This is a genomic window from Acinetobacter bereziniae LMG 1003 = CIP 70.12 (assembly GCF_000368925.1).
Lineage (GTDB): Bacteria > Pseudomonadota > Gammaproteobacteria > Pseudomonadales > Moraxellaceae > Acinetobacter > Acinetobacter bereziniae.
Map to the genome: position 1 here is coordinate 1671531 of NZ_KB849755.1, position 14911 is coordinate 1686441.

At 39.8% G+C, this 14911-nt stretch carries 13 protein-coding genes, 4 tRNA genes and 2 other annotated features; of the genes, 4 read left to right on the plus strand and 13 right to left on the minus strand.

Translation table 11 applies throughout. The annotated features are described in order from the left end of the window. Nucleotide 1: 1 nt before the first annotated feature. Nucleotides 2-367 (minus strand) — a sequence feature (16S ribosomal RNA rRNA prediction is too short). Between the two features lie 60 nt (nt 368-427). After that, nucleotides 428-1299 (minus strand) — a sequence feature (16S ribosomal RNA rRNA prediction is too short). 622 nt (nt 1300-1921) lie between these two features. From F938_RS09575 to F938_RS09585, 3 genes are read left to right on the plus strand one after another with little or no spacing between them, the layout of a single operon-like run. Continuing rightward, nucleotides 1922-2329, plus strand: coding sequence for a regulatory sequestration protein YfiR (locus tag F938_RS09575; RefSeq protein ID WP_009584663.1), 408 nt, complete (start codon nt 1922-1924; stop codon nt 2327-2329). Between the two features lie 4 nt (nt 2330-2333). Beyond that, nucleotides 2334-3551: a diguanylate cyclase DgcN/YfiN gene (locus F938_RS09580; protein WP_004830220.1), complete on the plus strand. Its 1218-nt coding sequence runs from the start codon at nt 2334-2336 to the stop codon at nt 3549-3551. A 16-nt stretch (nt 3552-3567) separates the two neighbouring features. Next, nucleotides 3568-4047, plus strand: a complete 480-nt coding sequence (locus F938_RS09585; RefSeq protein WP_004830223.1) for an outer membrane lipoprotein YfiB — start codon at nt 3568-3570, stop codon at nt 4045-4047. A gap of 140 nt (nt 4048-4187) precedes the next feature. On the opposite strand, the gene F938_RS09590 is transcribed toward F938_RS09585, so the two are convergent. The 8 genes from F938_RS09590 to secA form a co-directional block, all read right to left on the minus strand. Next, nucleotides 4188-4264, minus strand: a tRNA-Pro gene (locus tag F938_RS09590). 23 nt (nt 4265-4287) lie between these two features. Continuing rightward, nucleotides 4288-4363: transfer RNA gene (locus tag F938_RS09595), tRNA-His, on the minus strand. Nucleotides 4364-4404: 41 nt separating this feature from the next. Next, nucleotides 4405-4481 (minus strand) — tRNA-Arg (locus F938_RS09600). 44 nt (nt 4482-4525) lie between these two features. Then, a tRNA-Pro gene (locus F938_RS09605) sits at nt 4526-4602 on the minus strand. Between the two features lie 152 nt (nt 4603-4754). Further along, nucleotides 4755-5822 (minus strand): quinolinate synthase NadA, encoded by a 1068-nt coding sequence (gene nadA / locus F938_RS09610; protein ID WP_005031120.1) that lies wholly within the window; start codon nt 5820-5822, stop codon nt 4755-4757. Nucleotides 5823-5971: 149 nt separating this feature from the next. After that, the gene (gene argJ, locus F938_RS09615) at nt 5972-7192 is read right to left on the minus strand and encodes a bifunctional glutamate N-acetyltransferase/amino-acid acetyltransferase ArgJ (RefSeq protein ID WP_005031122.1); all 1221 of its coding nucleotides are present in this window, start codon (nt 7190-7192) and stop codon (nt 5972-5974) included. 169 nt (nt 7193-7361) lie between these two features. After that, nucleotides 7362-7724: a hypothetical protein gene (locus tag F938_RS09620; RefSeq protein WP_004830228.1), complete on the minus strand. Its 363-nt coding sequence runs from the start codon at nt 7722-7724 to the stop codon at nt 7362-7364. Between the two features lie 138 nt (nt 7725-7862). Then, nucleotides 7863-10583, minus strand: a complete 2721-nt coding sequence (gene secA / locus F938_RS09625) for a preprotein translocase subunit SecA (protein ID WP_005031125.1) — start codon at nt 10581-10583, stop codon at nt 7863-7865. 331 nt (nt 10584-10914) lie between these two features. Between secA and F938_RS09630 the strand changes: the two genes are divergently transcribed. Continuing rightward, nucleotides 10915-11553 (plus strand): peroxiredoxin, encoded by a 639-nt coding sequence (locus F938_RS09630; RefSeq protein WP_004830231.1) that lies wholly within the window; start codon nt 10915-10917, stop codon nt 11551-11553. A 177-nt stretch (nt 11554-11730) separates the two neighbouring features. Here F938_RS09630 and lysM read toward each other — a convergent pair whose 3' ends face one another. The 5 genes from lysM to rpmF all read right to left on the minus strand — a co-directional run bounded on the left by lysM (nt 11731) and on the right by rpmF (nt 14886). Then, a complete protein-coding gene (gene lysM, locus F938_RS09635; protein ID WP_005031126.1) occupies nt 11731-12204 on the minus strand; it encodes a peptidoglycan-binding protein LysM in 474 nt (157 codons plus the stop codon). Between the two features lie 288 nt (nt 12205-12492). Beyond that, nucleotides 12493-12729, minus strand: a complete 237-nt coding sequence (gene acpP, locus F938_RS09640; RefSeq protein ID WP_004723957.1) for an acyl carrier protein — start codon at nt 12727-12729, stop codon at nt 12493-12495. Nucleotides 12730-12815: 86 nt separating this feature from the next. Then, complete coding sequence (fabG, locus tag F938_RS09645; RefSeq protein ID WP_005031128.1) at nt 12816-13550, minus strand: 3-oxoacyl-ACP reductase FabG; 735 nt, start codon at nt 13548-13550, stop codon at nt 12816-12818. Beyond that, entirely contained in the window at nt 13547-14533 is a 987-nt protein-coding gene (gene fabD, locus F938_RS09650; RefSeq protein WP_005031129.1) for an ACP S-malonyltransferase, read from the minus strand. The genes fabG and fabD overlap by 4 nt, the downstream gene beginning before the upstream one ends. Before the next feature lie 167 nt (nt 14534-14700). Next, nucleotides 14701-14886: a 50S ribosomal protein L32 gene (gene rpmF, locus F938_RS09655; RefSeq protein ID WP_004830240.1), complete on the minus strand. Its 186-nt coding sequence runs from the start codon at nt 14884-14886 to the stop codon at nt 14701-14703. Nucleotides 14887-14911: the final 25 nt, after the last annotated feature.

Sequence of the window (14911 nt, forward strand, 5' to 3'; positions counted from 1 at the left end):
CCAATCCGGACTACGATCGGCTTTTTGAGATTAGCATCCTATCGCTAGGTAGCAACCCTTTGTACCGACCATTGTAGCACGTGTGTAGCCCTGGTCGTAAGGGCCATGATGACTTGACGTCGTCCCCGCCTTCCTCCAGTTTGTCACTGGCAGTATCCTTAAAGTTCCCATCCGAAATGCTGGCAAGTAAGGAAAAGGGTTGCGCTCGTTGCGGGACTTAACCCAACATCTCACGACACGAGCTGACGACAGCCATGCAGCACCTGTATGTAAGTTCCCGAAGGCACCAATCCATCTCTGGAAAGTTCTTACTATGTCAAGACCAGGTAAGGTTCTTCGCGTTGCATCGAATTAAACCACATGCTCCACCGCTTGTGCGGGCCCCCGTCAATTCATTTGAGTTTTAGTCTTGCGACCGTACTCCCCAGGCGGTCTACTTATCGCGTTAGCTGCGCCACTAAAGTCTCAAAGACCCCAACGGCTAGTAGACATCGTTTACGGCATGGACTACCAGGGTATCTAATCCTGTTTGCTCCCCATGCTTTCGTACCTCAGCGTCAGTATTAGGCCAGATGGCTGCCTTCGCCATCGGTATTCCTCCAGATCTCTACGCATTTCACCGCTACACCTGGAATTCTACCATCCTCTCCCATACTCTAGCTTCCCAGTATCGAATGCAATTCCCAAGTTAAGCTCGGGGATTTCACATCCGACTTAAAAAGCCGCCTACGCACGCTTTACGCCCAGTAAATCCGATTAACGCTCGCACCCTCTGTATTACCGCGGCTGCTGGCACAGAGTTAGCCGGTGCTTATTCTGCGAGTAACGTCCACTCATCTTGGGTATTAACCAAAAGAGCCTCCTCCTCGCTTAAAGTGCTTTACAACCATAAGGCCTTCTTCACACACGCGGCATGGCTGGATCAGGGTTCCCCCCATTGTCCAATATTCCCCACTGCTGCCTCCCGTAGGAGTCTGGGCCGTGTCTCAGTCCCAGTGTGGCGGATCATCCTCTCAGACCCGCTACAGATCGTCGCCTTGGTAGGCCTTTACCCCACCAACTAGCTAATCCGACTTAGGCTCATCTATTAACGCAAGGTCACAAGTGATCCCCTGCTTTCCCCCGTAGGGCGTATGCGGTATTAGCATCCCTTTCGAGATGTTGTCCCCCATTAATAGGCAGATTCCTAAGTATTACTCACCCGTCCGCCGCTAGGTCAGTTACCGAAGCAACCTTCCCCGCTCGACTTGCATGTGTTAAGCCTGCCGCCAGCGTTCAATCTGAGCCATGATCAAACTCTTCAGTTAAAATCATTAGTGACTTAAGGTCACAATTCTGGCTCATCAATGTACTGACAAATTCTCTCAAATAAACTTCGAGTAATTTAAACCAATCAATCAATGATAATATTTCGATCAATCAATCAGTAAAAATCCACACAAGTTGTTCTTCATATTCTCTTAATGATCTTCTTCATGCTTCGTCAGCATCAAGCTAGGTCGGCTATATTACTCTCTATCTCTAGAAAGTCAACTGTGATTTCAAATTATTTTTTAAACTTCTTTTCTAAAATCCAACTTAATCAATTCAACCAAGTCATTGTTTTATTAGAAGTTTTAATCTTCATCACCGCCGATGGATGTGCATTCTACAGCATTCCTAACCTAACACAACCCCCTTTTTTAATTATTTTTGATTTTAGTGCTCAGTTGTATTTTTATTAATCATATTTTAAAATTTTTATTTAAATTTTGACCTATTTATATTTGAATTTTTTCTTTAAACTATTTCAAATGATTTTATCATTAAATAAATTAAGTAAAATATGGCCCTTCTTATAAATAGAAAAACATTCTGTTTAGGAATTTTGCTCTTGTGCTGCAATTATTCCTGGGCCAACTCGTCGCATAATATTTTTGTGATGACCTTATCCATTTTGAGTTATGCAAAGTGGAATACACCCTCACCTGAATTATGTGTTGCAGACAATCCAAATTATGCTACTCAATTTTCTAATTACGCAAAATCCAACAAATCATCTTTTAGTGTAAATGCTATTCATGCAACAGATTTAAAAAGTCGTCACTGCGATGCAGTATTCTTTTCGAATATCACCGCGCAAGCTGAGCAGACATTAATTGATAAATCCTTGAACTCCACAATTTTATCATTTAGCTCAAATAATGCTGAGTGTGAAATAGGAAGTGTTTTTTGCCTCTCTACCAACAAAACAGGGAATACTATTTTTAAAGTTAATTTAGATAGCTTAGCTCGATCTAAAATACATGTTGATCCGCGTGTTTTGTTACTCGCAAAAAATTCGGATTAAAATCATGATCAATAAGTTTTTTAAATCGAGCTCTTTGCAAACGCTTTTTCGTAAATCACAATTTACAACTTTTGCAATCACGCTATTTATTTGCACATCAACTTTTGTCACGATTTCAGTCTTTACAGTTGAGTCTTATGCAAAACAAAATTTACTATTAATCAGTCGTACAGTTTCTGAACGTGTGCAACCAGCACTCGTATTCTCAGACAAAATCGCGATTTCACAAATTATCAATGAATATACTTTCCAGCATTCTGTACGTCTTATAGAGGTATACGATGCGCAAGGACAAAAGGTTGCACAAAGTTTAAAAAATATTGAACACTATTCTTATATTCAAAATATTTTTGATCATATTTTTTTAAAAGATGCAATTAAATTGAATGTGCAACACCAAGGACAATTTGTTGGACAAGTTGTTTTATATGGTAGCTCGAATGAAATTTTAATGTTTATCTTTAAAATTTTTCTAGGTCTAGCATTTGGAATGCTATTTATGGTTTTTGCGGTATGGTGGTCTGTTAATCTCACCTACCGTCATATCATGGGCTCATTTTCTCCAATTATCCAAATCGCGCAACTTTTAAGAAATCAAAAAGCTTATAACTTAAGATTCCCTAAAAGTGATGTTAAAGAGTTCCAAGAGTTAAATAGTGTTTTTAACCAACTCCTTGATGAAATCCAGTCTTGGCATACACATCTTCAAAATGAAAATAGCGAGCTTTCATATCAAGTTCAACATGATCACTTAACACAACTGCCAAACCGTAGTTATTTTTATCAAGTGCTCTGTAGTTTATTTGATGATGCTCATCAACGCCAAAATTTAGCATTACTGTTTATTGATAATAATAATTTTAAAGCCATTAATGATCAGTATGGACACTTGGTTGGTGATGAAGTGTTAAAAGAGATGGCGGTTCGTTTAAGACGTCATATTCGTCAAGATGACTTCGTTGCACGTCTTGCCGGTGATGAATTTGCAATAATTTTGCGTTCAATTTCTAAAATTGAGCATTTAATTTCTATTGCAGAAAATCTCATTAAATGTTGTGAAGATCCTTTAATTTACAAAGGACAAGAGATTTATTTTAGTTTCAGTCTAGGCATTGCTATTTCAAGTAAAGCCTCTAGTCCAGAAGACTTAATTTCTCAAGCAGATCAAGCTATGTATAAAGCAAAATCGCTACAACACCATTGGTTCATTTATCATTCTTAATGTTTAGAGGATTGTTATGATTGCAAAAAATATACGTCTTTCTATTCTTGCTTTCGTTTGCTTAGCTCTCACAGGCTGTATGAACCTGGGTGGTCTAAGCTATAAGCAAGCACGCGTACTCAAGAAAGAAGGTTTCGTATTGACGGATGAAGGTTGGAGCTTAGGCTTACCTGAACGCTTGTTGTTTGGTTTTAATGAATCCAATATTCAGCCAGAACATCAAGTTGAGTTGATTCGTTTAGCGAAACAACTCAATAAATATCACTTAGATAAACTAAAAATTGTAGGTCATACTGATAATGTCGGTAATCCTGAATACAATTTAAAGTTATCCAAAGAACGTGCTCAAAATGTCTCTGATATTTTTATTGCAGAAAAATTTAATCCGGCAAATATTCAAATCATTGGTAAGGGATCTGATCAACCGCTTAAATCCAATGATACTGAAGAGCATAAGGCTGAAAATCGTCGCGTAGCTGTGATTATTATTCCTTAATCATTTTCTTTTATTCAAAATAGATCTCAACAGAGGTCTATTTTTTGTCTTCATTTTTTATATGGATTGAAGCAATACAAATTTCAGGCATAAAAAACCCGCTTCAAAGCGGATAATTTATATTTAAGCTTTAACTTAAATGGTCGGAGCAGTAGGATTCGAACCTACGACCCCCTGGTCCCAAACCAGGTGCACTACCAGGCTGTGCTATGCTCCGAACTTACAACGAACTTAAGGAATTGGGGTGAATGATGGGGCTCGAACCCACGACAACCGGAATCACAATCCGGGGCTCTACCAACTGAGCTACATCCACCGTCACATTAAGTTTTAGGCTCTATAATATCAAGCAACATATGGTGCGCCTGACAGGATTCGAACCTGTGACCATCCGCTTAGAAGGCGGATGCTCTATCCAACTGAGCTACAGGCGCATGACCAATGATACTGATATCACCGTTACCTTGCCTTGAAGAATTGGTCGGAGCAGTAGGATTCGAACCTACGACCCCCTGGTCCCAAACCAGGTGCACTACCAGGCTGTGCTATGCTCCGTTCATCTCAGCTTTAGTGTATCGCACATCGTGCGGTACGGTGTGCATTCTAGGCGTGACGCCACAAGACGTCAACACCTATCTTGAAAAAAAGTTAAAAAAACAAGTCAAATGTATATTAATCAAGCATTTCAGGTGTTTTTTATACAATTTTTAACGTTTCAATTGCGCACTGAAGTTCAACATACGATCTAATGGCAATTTTGCACGCTCTGCTAAGGCTGGATCAACAAATATTTCTTGATCAGCATTTTGTAAAACTGCCAAGATTCCATCGAGTTCATTCATTGCCATCCAAGGACAATGTGCACAAGAACGACATGTGGCTCCTTCACCTGCTGTTGGTGCTTCAATTAATGTTTTATGAGGTACGGCTTGTTGCATTTTATAGAAAATGCCACGATCTGTAGCCACAATCAAGGTATCTTGCGATAGTGTCTGCGCTGCTTTGATTAATTGTGAAGTACTGCCTACAGCATCTGCGATATCAATCACCGACTCAGGTGACTCAGGATGCACCAAAACAGCAGCATTTGGATACAAGGCTTTCATCTTTTCGATACCACGCGCACGGAACTCCTCATGCACGATACAAGCACCATCCCACAACAACATATCAGCGCCCGTTTTCTTTTGAATATAGCGTCCTAAATGTTGATCTGGTGCCCAAATAATTTTTTCACCCAGACTGTCTAAATGTTCAATAATTTCAACAGCACAACTTGAAGTCACAACCCAATCTGCACGTGCTTTAACTGCTGCCGATGTGTTCGCATAAACCACAACCGTGTGCTCAGGATGAGCATCACAAAATGCTGTGAACTCATCTACTGGGCAACCTAAATCCAGTGAACAAGTCGCTTCTAGTGTTGGCATTAATACTCTTTTTTCAGGGGAAAGAATCTTTGAAGTTTCTCCCATAAATTTAACACCAGCGACAACCAGTGTGGATGCCTCATGATCTCGACCAAAGCGTGCCATTTCTAAAGAGTCTGAAACACATCCCCCAGTCGCTTCTGCAAGTTCTTGCACTTCCGGATCACAGTAATAATGCGCCACTAAAACGGCATTTTGCTTTTCCAGTTCAGCCTTGATTTGATCAAACTTTTGTTGTTTCAGCTCTGGACTTAAACGATTGTCCTTTGGCTCACCCAAACGATCTAAATGCGCTTGCACAATCGATTTTGCTTCGTTGGCAATTAAATTATTCGCATCATTCATAAGAGGTCTTCTCATCCCTTGTCGCTGGCATCATGCTAGCGGTATACCTGTGTGAATTTATTGTACTTTTTACTGCACATAAATTCATCTCGAAAAATGTTTTGTTATAAAAAAGCCTCACGAATGAGGCTCAATTCAAATATCAATGTTTAAGAGCGATAGTCTGCATTAATTTTTACATAGTCATAGGATAAATCACAGGTATAGACGGTATCTTTGGCTGGTCCTCGCCCAAGATCTACACGGATAGTCATCTCAGTTTGTGACATCACGCGCGCGCCTGCTTCTTCAGTATAATCTTCTGCAGCACCACCATCTTTACAAATCTGTACCTCATCCAACCAAACTTGAATTTTTTCAACATCTAGATCTTTCACACCTGCATAACCAATTGCTGCAAGGATACGTCCCCAGTTTGGATCAGATGCAAAAATTGCCGTTTTTACAAGTGGTGAATGCGCAATACTATATGCAATATCACAGCACTCTTGTGTATTATGACCACCCTCAACTGCCACAGTAATAAATTTGGTTGCTCCCTCGCCATCACGAATGATCAGTTGCGCCAAACGCTTCATTACACGGGATAAAACCTCAAGCACTACCGTATAGCGGACATCATCTTCTGTAGTGATTTCTACACCACCAGCACATCCGGTTGCTGCAAAAATACATGAATCATTGGTTGATGTATCACCATCCACCGTAATACGGTTAAATGATTGGTCTGCACTAACTTTCAGCATCTTTTGTACAAGTGTTCGTGCAATAGGCATATCTGTTGCTACAAAGCTCAACATGGTTGCCATATTTGGACGAATCATACCTGCACCTTTAGAAATGCCGGTCATGGTATAAGTAATACCATCCAGCTCAAATTGCTCTGAAGCACCTTTAGGTGTGGTATCCGTGGTCATGATTCCAGTTGCGGCATCGTTCCAAGCATCCCCCTTCAAACTCGTTAAAGCAGGTTGTAATCCTTGAGTTAGGCGCTCAATTGGTAATTGTTCACCAATAACACCTGTAGAAAATGGCAGGACTTCAAAAGCCTCTACTTGTGCCAATTCAGCAAGCTTTAAGCAGGTCAATTGAGCATTTTGCATACCTAATTTTCCCGTACCCGCATTAGCATTCCCTGTATTAATCACGAGGTAACGAGGATTCGCCTGTGCCAAATGCGCTTTAGAGACATGAACAGGTGCTGCACAAAATGCATTTTGGGTAAATACCCCAGCAACATTGGTACCTTTTGAAAATTCAAAAATAACTAAATCTCGTCGATTAGGATAACGGACATACGCCTCAGCAGAGCCAATTTTTACACCTTGCACCACATGCATATGTGGCATAGACACGTCACCAACAGCCATTTTTAAATGTCCATATGAGTTAAATAAGAACAACAGCTTATTAGAATTCTTGCTAAAAATCGAGCTTATTAAAAAGCTTATTTATTTTTACTATAAGAAATGTTTATTCATCTGAATATAAAATAAAAAAAGCCAGTAAATTTACTGGCTTCATACTTTCTATCGCTTGTTATTGTTGCGCTGGAGCTGTGGTATCCACAGCCAATAACGCTTGTTTCACTTTTTCTTGACTAGATGCTGAAAGTGCTGGATTTGATGCAACAACTCGATTTACTGTCGCAGGTGTCACTGCCGCAATTGCTGCTGTTTTGAGAATAATTGGACGTCCACCCGTATTCCCCAAAGTATAACGAATACCCGTACGTGGGCTAATCACTGTGGTTGTTTCGTTTTTAACTTCTGCTTGCGCTGTTACCGCACCTGTCGCTGCTTGTACTTTTTCTACAGTGGTGGTTTGTGGTGCTGTATCTGCAAATGCCAATACTGGAAGGGCTAAAGTTGCAACAAATAAAGGTTGTAATAGTTTTTTCATTGTCTTTCCGAATATCTATTCAATTGAGCAACTTAATACCATTTTATTATATTTCCTGCAATCAAAATTAACTCACCGTAATAACTTGTAAAAAAAGCAGAACAATTGTTCTGCTTTTTTATTGAATTTTCAGTCGGTTTAATTAATTTTACCGTGGCACTGCTTATATTTCAGCCCAGAACCACATGGGCATAGTGCATTGCGACTTTCTGGTGGCTCAACCACATCGTCATTTGCAAATTGTGCATCAACGATATCATTGGTCACATTACCACTTAAACCATCTACTTCATCATGAGCAAAGTTCAAGCGCATTGCATCTGCTTGTGCTTGTTGTTGAGCTTCCATTTCAGCAAGCTCTTCAGGTGTTGGAATATGAACACGAGAAATATCAGTCACCACATCTGACTTAATTACACCTAACATATTAACGAATAAGTTAAATGCTTCTTTCTTGTATTCTTGCTCAGGATTCTTTTGTGCATAACCACGTAAGTGAATGCCTTGACGTAGATAATCCATCGCAGCCAAATGATCCTTCCAATGACGATCTAATGAACCCAACATGAAGTGACGTTCTAAAGTCGCTGCTGTTTCAGCACCCATTTGCTCACGACGACCACGATAACGTTCAACAATCTCATCAGAAATACGCTCAACCAAAGCTTCTTCATCAAGACGGCGGTCTTCTTCCAACCAACGATTAACAGGAAGATCAATACCTAAATCTTCTTTTAATGCATTTTCCAGACCATCAATATCCCATTGATCATGGATGGATTCTGGTGGAATATAAGTCTCAATCAAACCTTTTACAACTTCGCGATGCATTTCTTCAATATAATCTTGAAGTGAACTCTCTTCTAAAATCTCATCTCGTTGAGAGTAAATAATCTTACGTTGCTCATTATTGACGTCATCATATTTCAATAAATTTTTACGAATATCAAAGTTTCGTGCTTCAACTTTACGCTGCGCATTTTCAATCGAACGAGAAACCATCTTATGCTCAATAGCTTCGTTTTCTTGTAAACCCATTGCACGCATCATTGCAACAACACGATCACCTGCGAAAATACGCATTAAATCATCTTCTAAAGACAAGAAGAAACGTGAAACACCAGGGTCACCTTGGCGACCAGAACGACCACGCAACTGATTATCAATACGACGAGATTCATGACGTTCAGAACCGATGATATGTAAACCACCTGAACTCAACACCATTTCATTATTGTGTTCCCATTCTGCTTTTAGACGTGCTTCATCTTCAGCAGTAGGTTGTTCAATTTTGGCTAATTTAGCTTTCCAGTTACCACCAAGCAAAATATCTGTACCACGACCTGCCATGTTTGTCGCAATCGTAACAGCACGTGGTGAACCTGCTTGTGCAATAATATCAGCTTCACGTTCATGCTGTTTAGCATTCAGCACTTCATGCGCAATGCCCGCTTCTTTAAGCTTATCCGATAAAATTTCAGAAGCTTCAATCGTTGCAGTACCGATCAGGATTGGAGCAACACCAGCTTCATGGATTTTTTGAATCTCTTCAATAATCGCGTTGTATTTACCATTACGGTTTAAATAAATTAAATCGTTCTGGTCATTACGAATCATTGGGCGATGCGTTGGAATAAGTACAACATCCAAGCCATAAATTTCTTTCATTTCCGCAGCTTCAGTATCAGCGGTACCTGTCATACCTGAAAGCTTTTTGTATAAACGGAAATAGTTCTGGAATGTTGTTGTCGCTAAAGTTTGGTTTTCAGGTTGAACATCCAAGCCTTCTTTTGCTTCAACTGCTTGATGTAGACCTTCTGACCAACGGCGTCCCGGCATGGTACGACCTGTATTTTCATCAACAATAATCACTTCACCATCATGTACGATGTAGTGAACATTGCGTTGATACAAGAAATGCGCGCGAATTGCTGCTGAGACATGATGAACAAGGTTAAGATTTGATGGTGAATACAAGCTTTCGCCTTCAGCCAACAAGCCCATTTTGATCAATTCATCTTCAACAGTTTCATAACCGACTTCAGTCATTTCCACTTGGCGTTGTTTTTCATCAATCCAGAAATGCCCACCATCTGCAACTTTTTCTTCTTTCTGTGCATGAAGCTTAGGTGGAATACTATTGATTGCGACATACAATTGTGATGAGTCATCACTTTGACCAGAAATAATCAACGGAGTACGCGCTTCATCAATCAAGATCGAATCGACCTCATCAATAATCGCATAAACTAAACCACGTTGCTTTTTCTCTGCCATAGAGAAAACCATGTTATCGCGAAGATAATCGAAACCAAATTCGTTATTGGTACCATAAGTAATATCTGAACGATAAGCTTCAGCTTTTTCGATTGGTGATTGCATTGAATAAATCACGCCAACCGTTAAACCCAAGAACTCATAAAGCGGACGGTTTAATTCAGCATCACGTTGTGCCAAATAATCGTTAACCGTAATCACGTGAACGCCTTGCTCACTTATTGCATTGAGATAAACAGCCAAAGTTCCCATCAGGGTTTTACCTTCACCTGTACGCATCTCAGCAATTTTACCTTCGTGCAAAGTAATACCACCAATGAGCTGCACATCATAATGACGCATACCCATAATACGCTTTGCTGCTTCACGACATACGGCAAATGCTTCTGGCATTAATTTATCTAGGCTTTCACCATTCTTATATCTTTGTTTGAATTCTTCAGTTTTTGCAGATAAGTCTGCATCGCTGAGTGCAGATATCGTCGGCTCGAGCGCATTGATCTTATCGACAATTTTACGCATACGTTTTAGTTCGCGCTCGTTTTTAGTACCGAAGATTCCTCCGATCAGACTTGCCAACATATAAACTCTCTAAATCTTGTAAAATAAATTTTTCTCAGACGATATTATGGTGTTAGAAATTTGAAGTACAAGGGTTTTGCACAAATCCAATCAAAAAAATCTGACGACCAGTTGGGTACGCATGAGTTAAAGCGCCTTAATGTAGCAAATTTAACCGATATTTACAGCGAGGTCGTGCGCAATTCTGTGTTTTTTTCACATCAACACACCAACATATCTGTTTTTTTCATAAAGAAATAAAAAAACACTATTTTTAATTATAAAAAAACTGCGCAATAGTATTTTGGACGAGCTAAATAACAGATGATTTTTTAATTTTGAGGTTTTTATCATGACGCTACGACTAGGTGACATTGCACCAGATTTCACCCAAGAATCCAGTGAAGGACCCATTCACTTCTATGATTATTTGGGCGACAGCTGGGGAATTCTGTTTTCGCACCCTGCAGACTACACACCTGTGTGTACCACTGAACTTGGCTATACTGCAAAGTTAAAAAGTGAATTTGAAAAACGTGGCGTAAAAGCTATTGCCCTTTCAGTAGATGATGTTGAATCACACCGCGGATGGATTAACGACATCAACGAAACACAAAATACTCAGGTGAACTTTCCGATACTTGCAGACAAAGATCGTAAAGTTTCAACGCTTTATGATTTTATCCATCCCAATGCCAGTGAAACTTTAACCGTTCGCTCCTTAATTATTATTGATCCCAATAAAAAAGTACGCCTCATTATTACCTACCCAGCATCAACTGGGCGTAATTTCCATGAAATTTTGCGAGTGATTGACTCATTACAACTGACAGATAATTATAAAGTAGCGACACCTGCCAACTGGCAAGATGGTGAGGATGTTGTGATTGTGCCTTCACTCAAAGATGAAGCGGAGTTGAAAGAGCGCTTCCCAAAAGGCTATACGGCGGTTAAACCTTATTTACGTCTTACACCACAACCGAACAAATAAAATAACCCGCAACTACGTCATTTATTTAAACTAACTACTCTTTCAAAAGATCACATTTTATATGTGATCTTTTTTATGCCATTTCTCTATTCAAGTCCAAGACACTCCTTATTAAAACCAGACTGAGTCTAAAATCAAAAAAAGGCACCGAAGTGCCTTTAATTCTATCTACAGCACTTAAGCTGGAATACGCAAAACTTGTCCAGGAAAAATATCATCTGCATTTTTCAGTAATGGGCGGTTTGCTTCAAAAATTTTATTGTATTGATTTGGATCACCATAAAATTCTTTTGAAATTTTTGACAAATTATCACCTGACTTCACCGTATAGAATTTACTTTCTGGCTCTGGTGTAGCAACAGTCATTTGATCATCCACTTGAGCAACATGATCAACATTACCAATCGCAAGAACAATTTTCTCTTTATCTGCTTGGCTGTGTACTTGTCCACGAACAGTAGCTAAGTCTGTTTCAGAATTATAACTCACCGATAAACCGTCAATAGACAGACCTAAACTCTTCACGAGTCCAAGGAGTTTGTTCGCAACTTCTTGTGCAGAAGGCTCTGCTGGTGTTGCTGGTGCAGCTTGTGGCTCAGCAGGCGCTGTATTTTTTTTACCGATACCTTTTACGAAATCAAAAAGACCCATTTATGTTCTCCATATTTTATTTGGAACTTGTTTTTACTGTGAACTTTTATAAAAAATTATAAACTCTATTTTTATAGCGAAAAAATACAGCGAAATGCGTAGTCATTAGTGACAGAAAAGTAACCGTATGTAACCACTATTTTTTTGATTTTAGAATTATTTCAGCATGATCAAATATTTTGTTTAGGTGATTAAGCTTGATTTCATCTTTAAAAATATCCAGCAATAAAAAAACCACCTTTACGGTGGTTTTTACGCATAACAACGACGTGTTATACAATCAACACATTAACCAAGTTTTTTAGTTACATAGTCGATTGCTGATTGAACAGTCGTGATTTCGTTAGAATCTTCATCAGGGATAGTGATGTCGAAGTCATTTTCGAAAGACATAACAAGTTCTACTAGGTCTAAAGAATCCGCACCCAAATCATCCATGAAAGATGCTTCGTTTTTGATTTCTTCAGCTTTAATACCTAATTGTTCTGCAACAGCTTGTTTAATGCGTTGTTCGATATCGCTCACAGGAATTCTCCTCATTGCTTGTGGCGGCTTTTAATTGCCTGATAGTTTAATTGAATATTTACTTTTTTCAAAGTTTATACATCGCATTACGCCATGTATAAACCACCATTTACGTGTAATACTGTGCCTGTAATGTAACTAGCTTTGTCAGAAGCCAAGAAACTCACAGCATCCGCAATGTCTTGTGGTTGACCAAAGCGGTTTAAGGCAACTTGATCACTCATTTTTTTACGAATGTCTTCGCTTAACTGCTCAGTCATTTCAGTCGCAATAAAACCTGGAGCAATGCAGTTCACTGTAATTTGACGGCTACCCATCTCTTTTGCAAGGCTACGGCTAAACGCTTCAATACCTGCTTTTGCCGCTGAATAATTGGCTTGACCTGGGTTAGCAAAATGAGCAACGACAGAACTAATATTGATAATACGTCCAAAGCGAGCTTTGGTCATACCTTTCAATACACGTTTAGACAAACGGAAAACAGCCTTGAGATGAATGTTGAGAATATCGTCCCAATCATCTTCAGACATACGCAATAATAGATTATCTTTGGTAATCCCTGCGTTATTGACCAATATCATCACTGAACCATATTTTTGTTCAATGTCAGATACCAATGCATCAATGGCTGTGCCGTCGCGTACATCAAGTACTGCGCCTACACCTTGCTCTGCAAAAGTCACAGAAAGTTTTTCTGCACCTGCTTCGGATGTTGCTGTACCGACAACAAAATAACCATCTTGAATTAATTGTTGAGCGATGGCAGCACCAATTCCTCTGCTTGCGCCTGTCACTAATGCAACTTTACGTTCTTGTGTCATGCAATTTTCCCTTCAGCCACTAAGATAGCATTCAGTGCATCTTCCATACGTGCTTGCGTATCAAGTGGAAATGCTTTTTCAATATTAGGTAAACGTTTTGCCAAATTTGCCAGTACATTACCAGGTCCGCACTCTGCAACATACTGGATACCTTGATCTTGTATGAGTTGCATGGTTTTGGTCCACTGTACAGATTGGTACAATTGCGCTGTTAACGCCTGACGTAACTGTGTGGTATCTGTGGCAATTTCAGCATTGACATTTTGTATTACAGGAATACTTGGAAGCTCAATGGCAGTTTGTTCCAAAGCTTCTGCAAACCGTTCAGCAGCAGGTTTCATCAACGAACAATGAGATGGTACGGATACTGGTAAAGCAATCGCTTTGCCACCATTCTCTTTTGCCGCAACCATAACCGCTTCAACCAGCGTCTTATCCCCTGCAATAACAACTTGACCTTGTGCATTATAGTTTGCCGCTTCAACTGAGCCACGCCCTTGCACATTGGCTTGTTCACACAGTTCAATGACTTTTGCATCCTCCAAACCGAGAATCGCAGCCATTGCACCTTGCCCTTGAGGTACTGCAGATTGCATCAATTGACCACGTAGATTGACCAATTTAACTGCATCAGCTAATGTCATTGCATTTGCAGCAACCAAGGCGCTGTACTCACCTAATGAATGACCTGCAAGATACTTTGGTGCAACACCACCAAGATCCAACCATACACGCCAAAGCGCAATACTGGCTGTTAATAGTACAGGTTGAGTGTTTTCAGTTTGATCTAAACCCTCACCACTTTGCGCAATGTGCCATAAATCAAAACCAATGGCATCTGAAGCTTCAGCAAAGGTTTCTTGTACACCACTAAACTGTTCTGCAAGTTCAGCAAGCATACCTACTTTTTGTGACCCTTGACCTGGAAACAAAAATGCAGTTTTTGTTGCTTGAGCTGCTTGTTCGAGTCGTTTGGCAGACATATAAAAAGTCCCTTATTTAATCTTGATCGTTTCCGATGCGGCAATTTTACAGAAAAAAAAAATTTATTTAATTGCGAAATACAACAAAAAATACGCATATACAAAACAAAAAAAAGGGAGCTTTCGCTCCCATTTTTTCACTAAGCTTACGCCTAATGCGTCAACAATTATTCAGCATCAGCTGCTTTAGCGAATAATTGACGACCACGGTAGAAACCATCTTTAGTCACGTGGTGACGACGGTGAGTTTCACCTGAAGTTTGGTCTACAGTTAATGCATTCTCGGTTAAAGCGTCATGTGAACGGCGCATGTCACGGCGAGAGCGACTTTTACGGTTTTGCTGAACGGCCATGATGGCTCCTTACAAATCGAAAAAA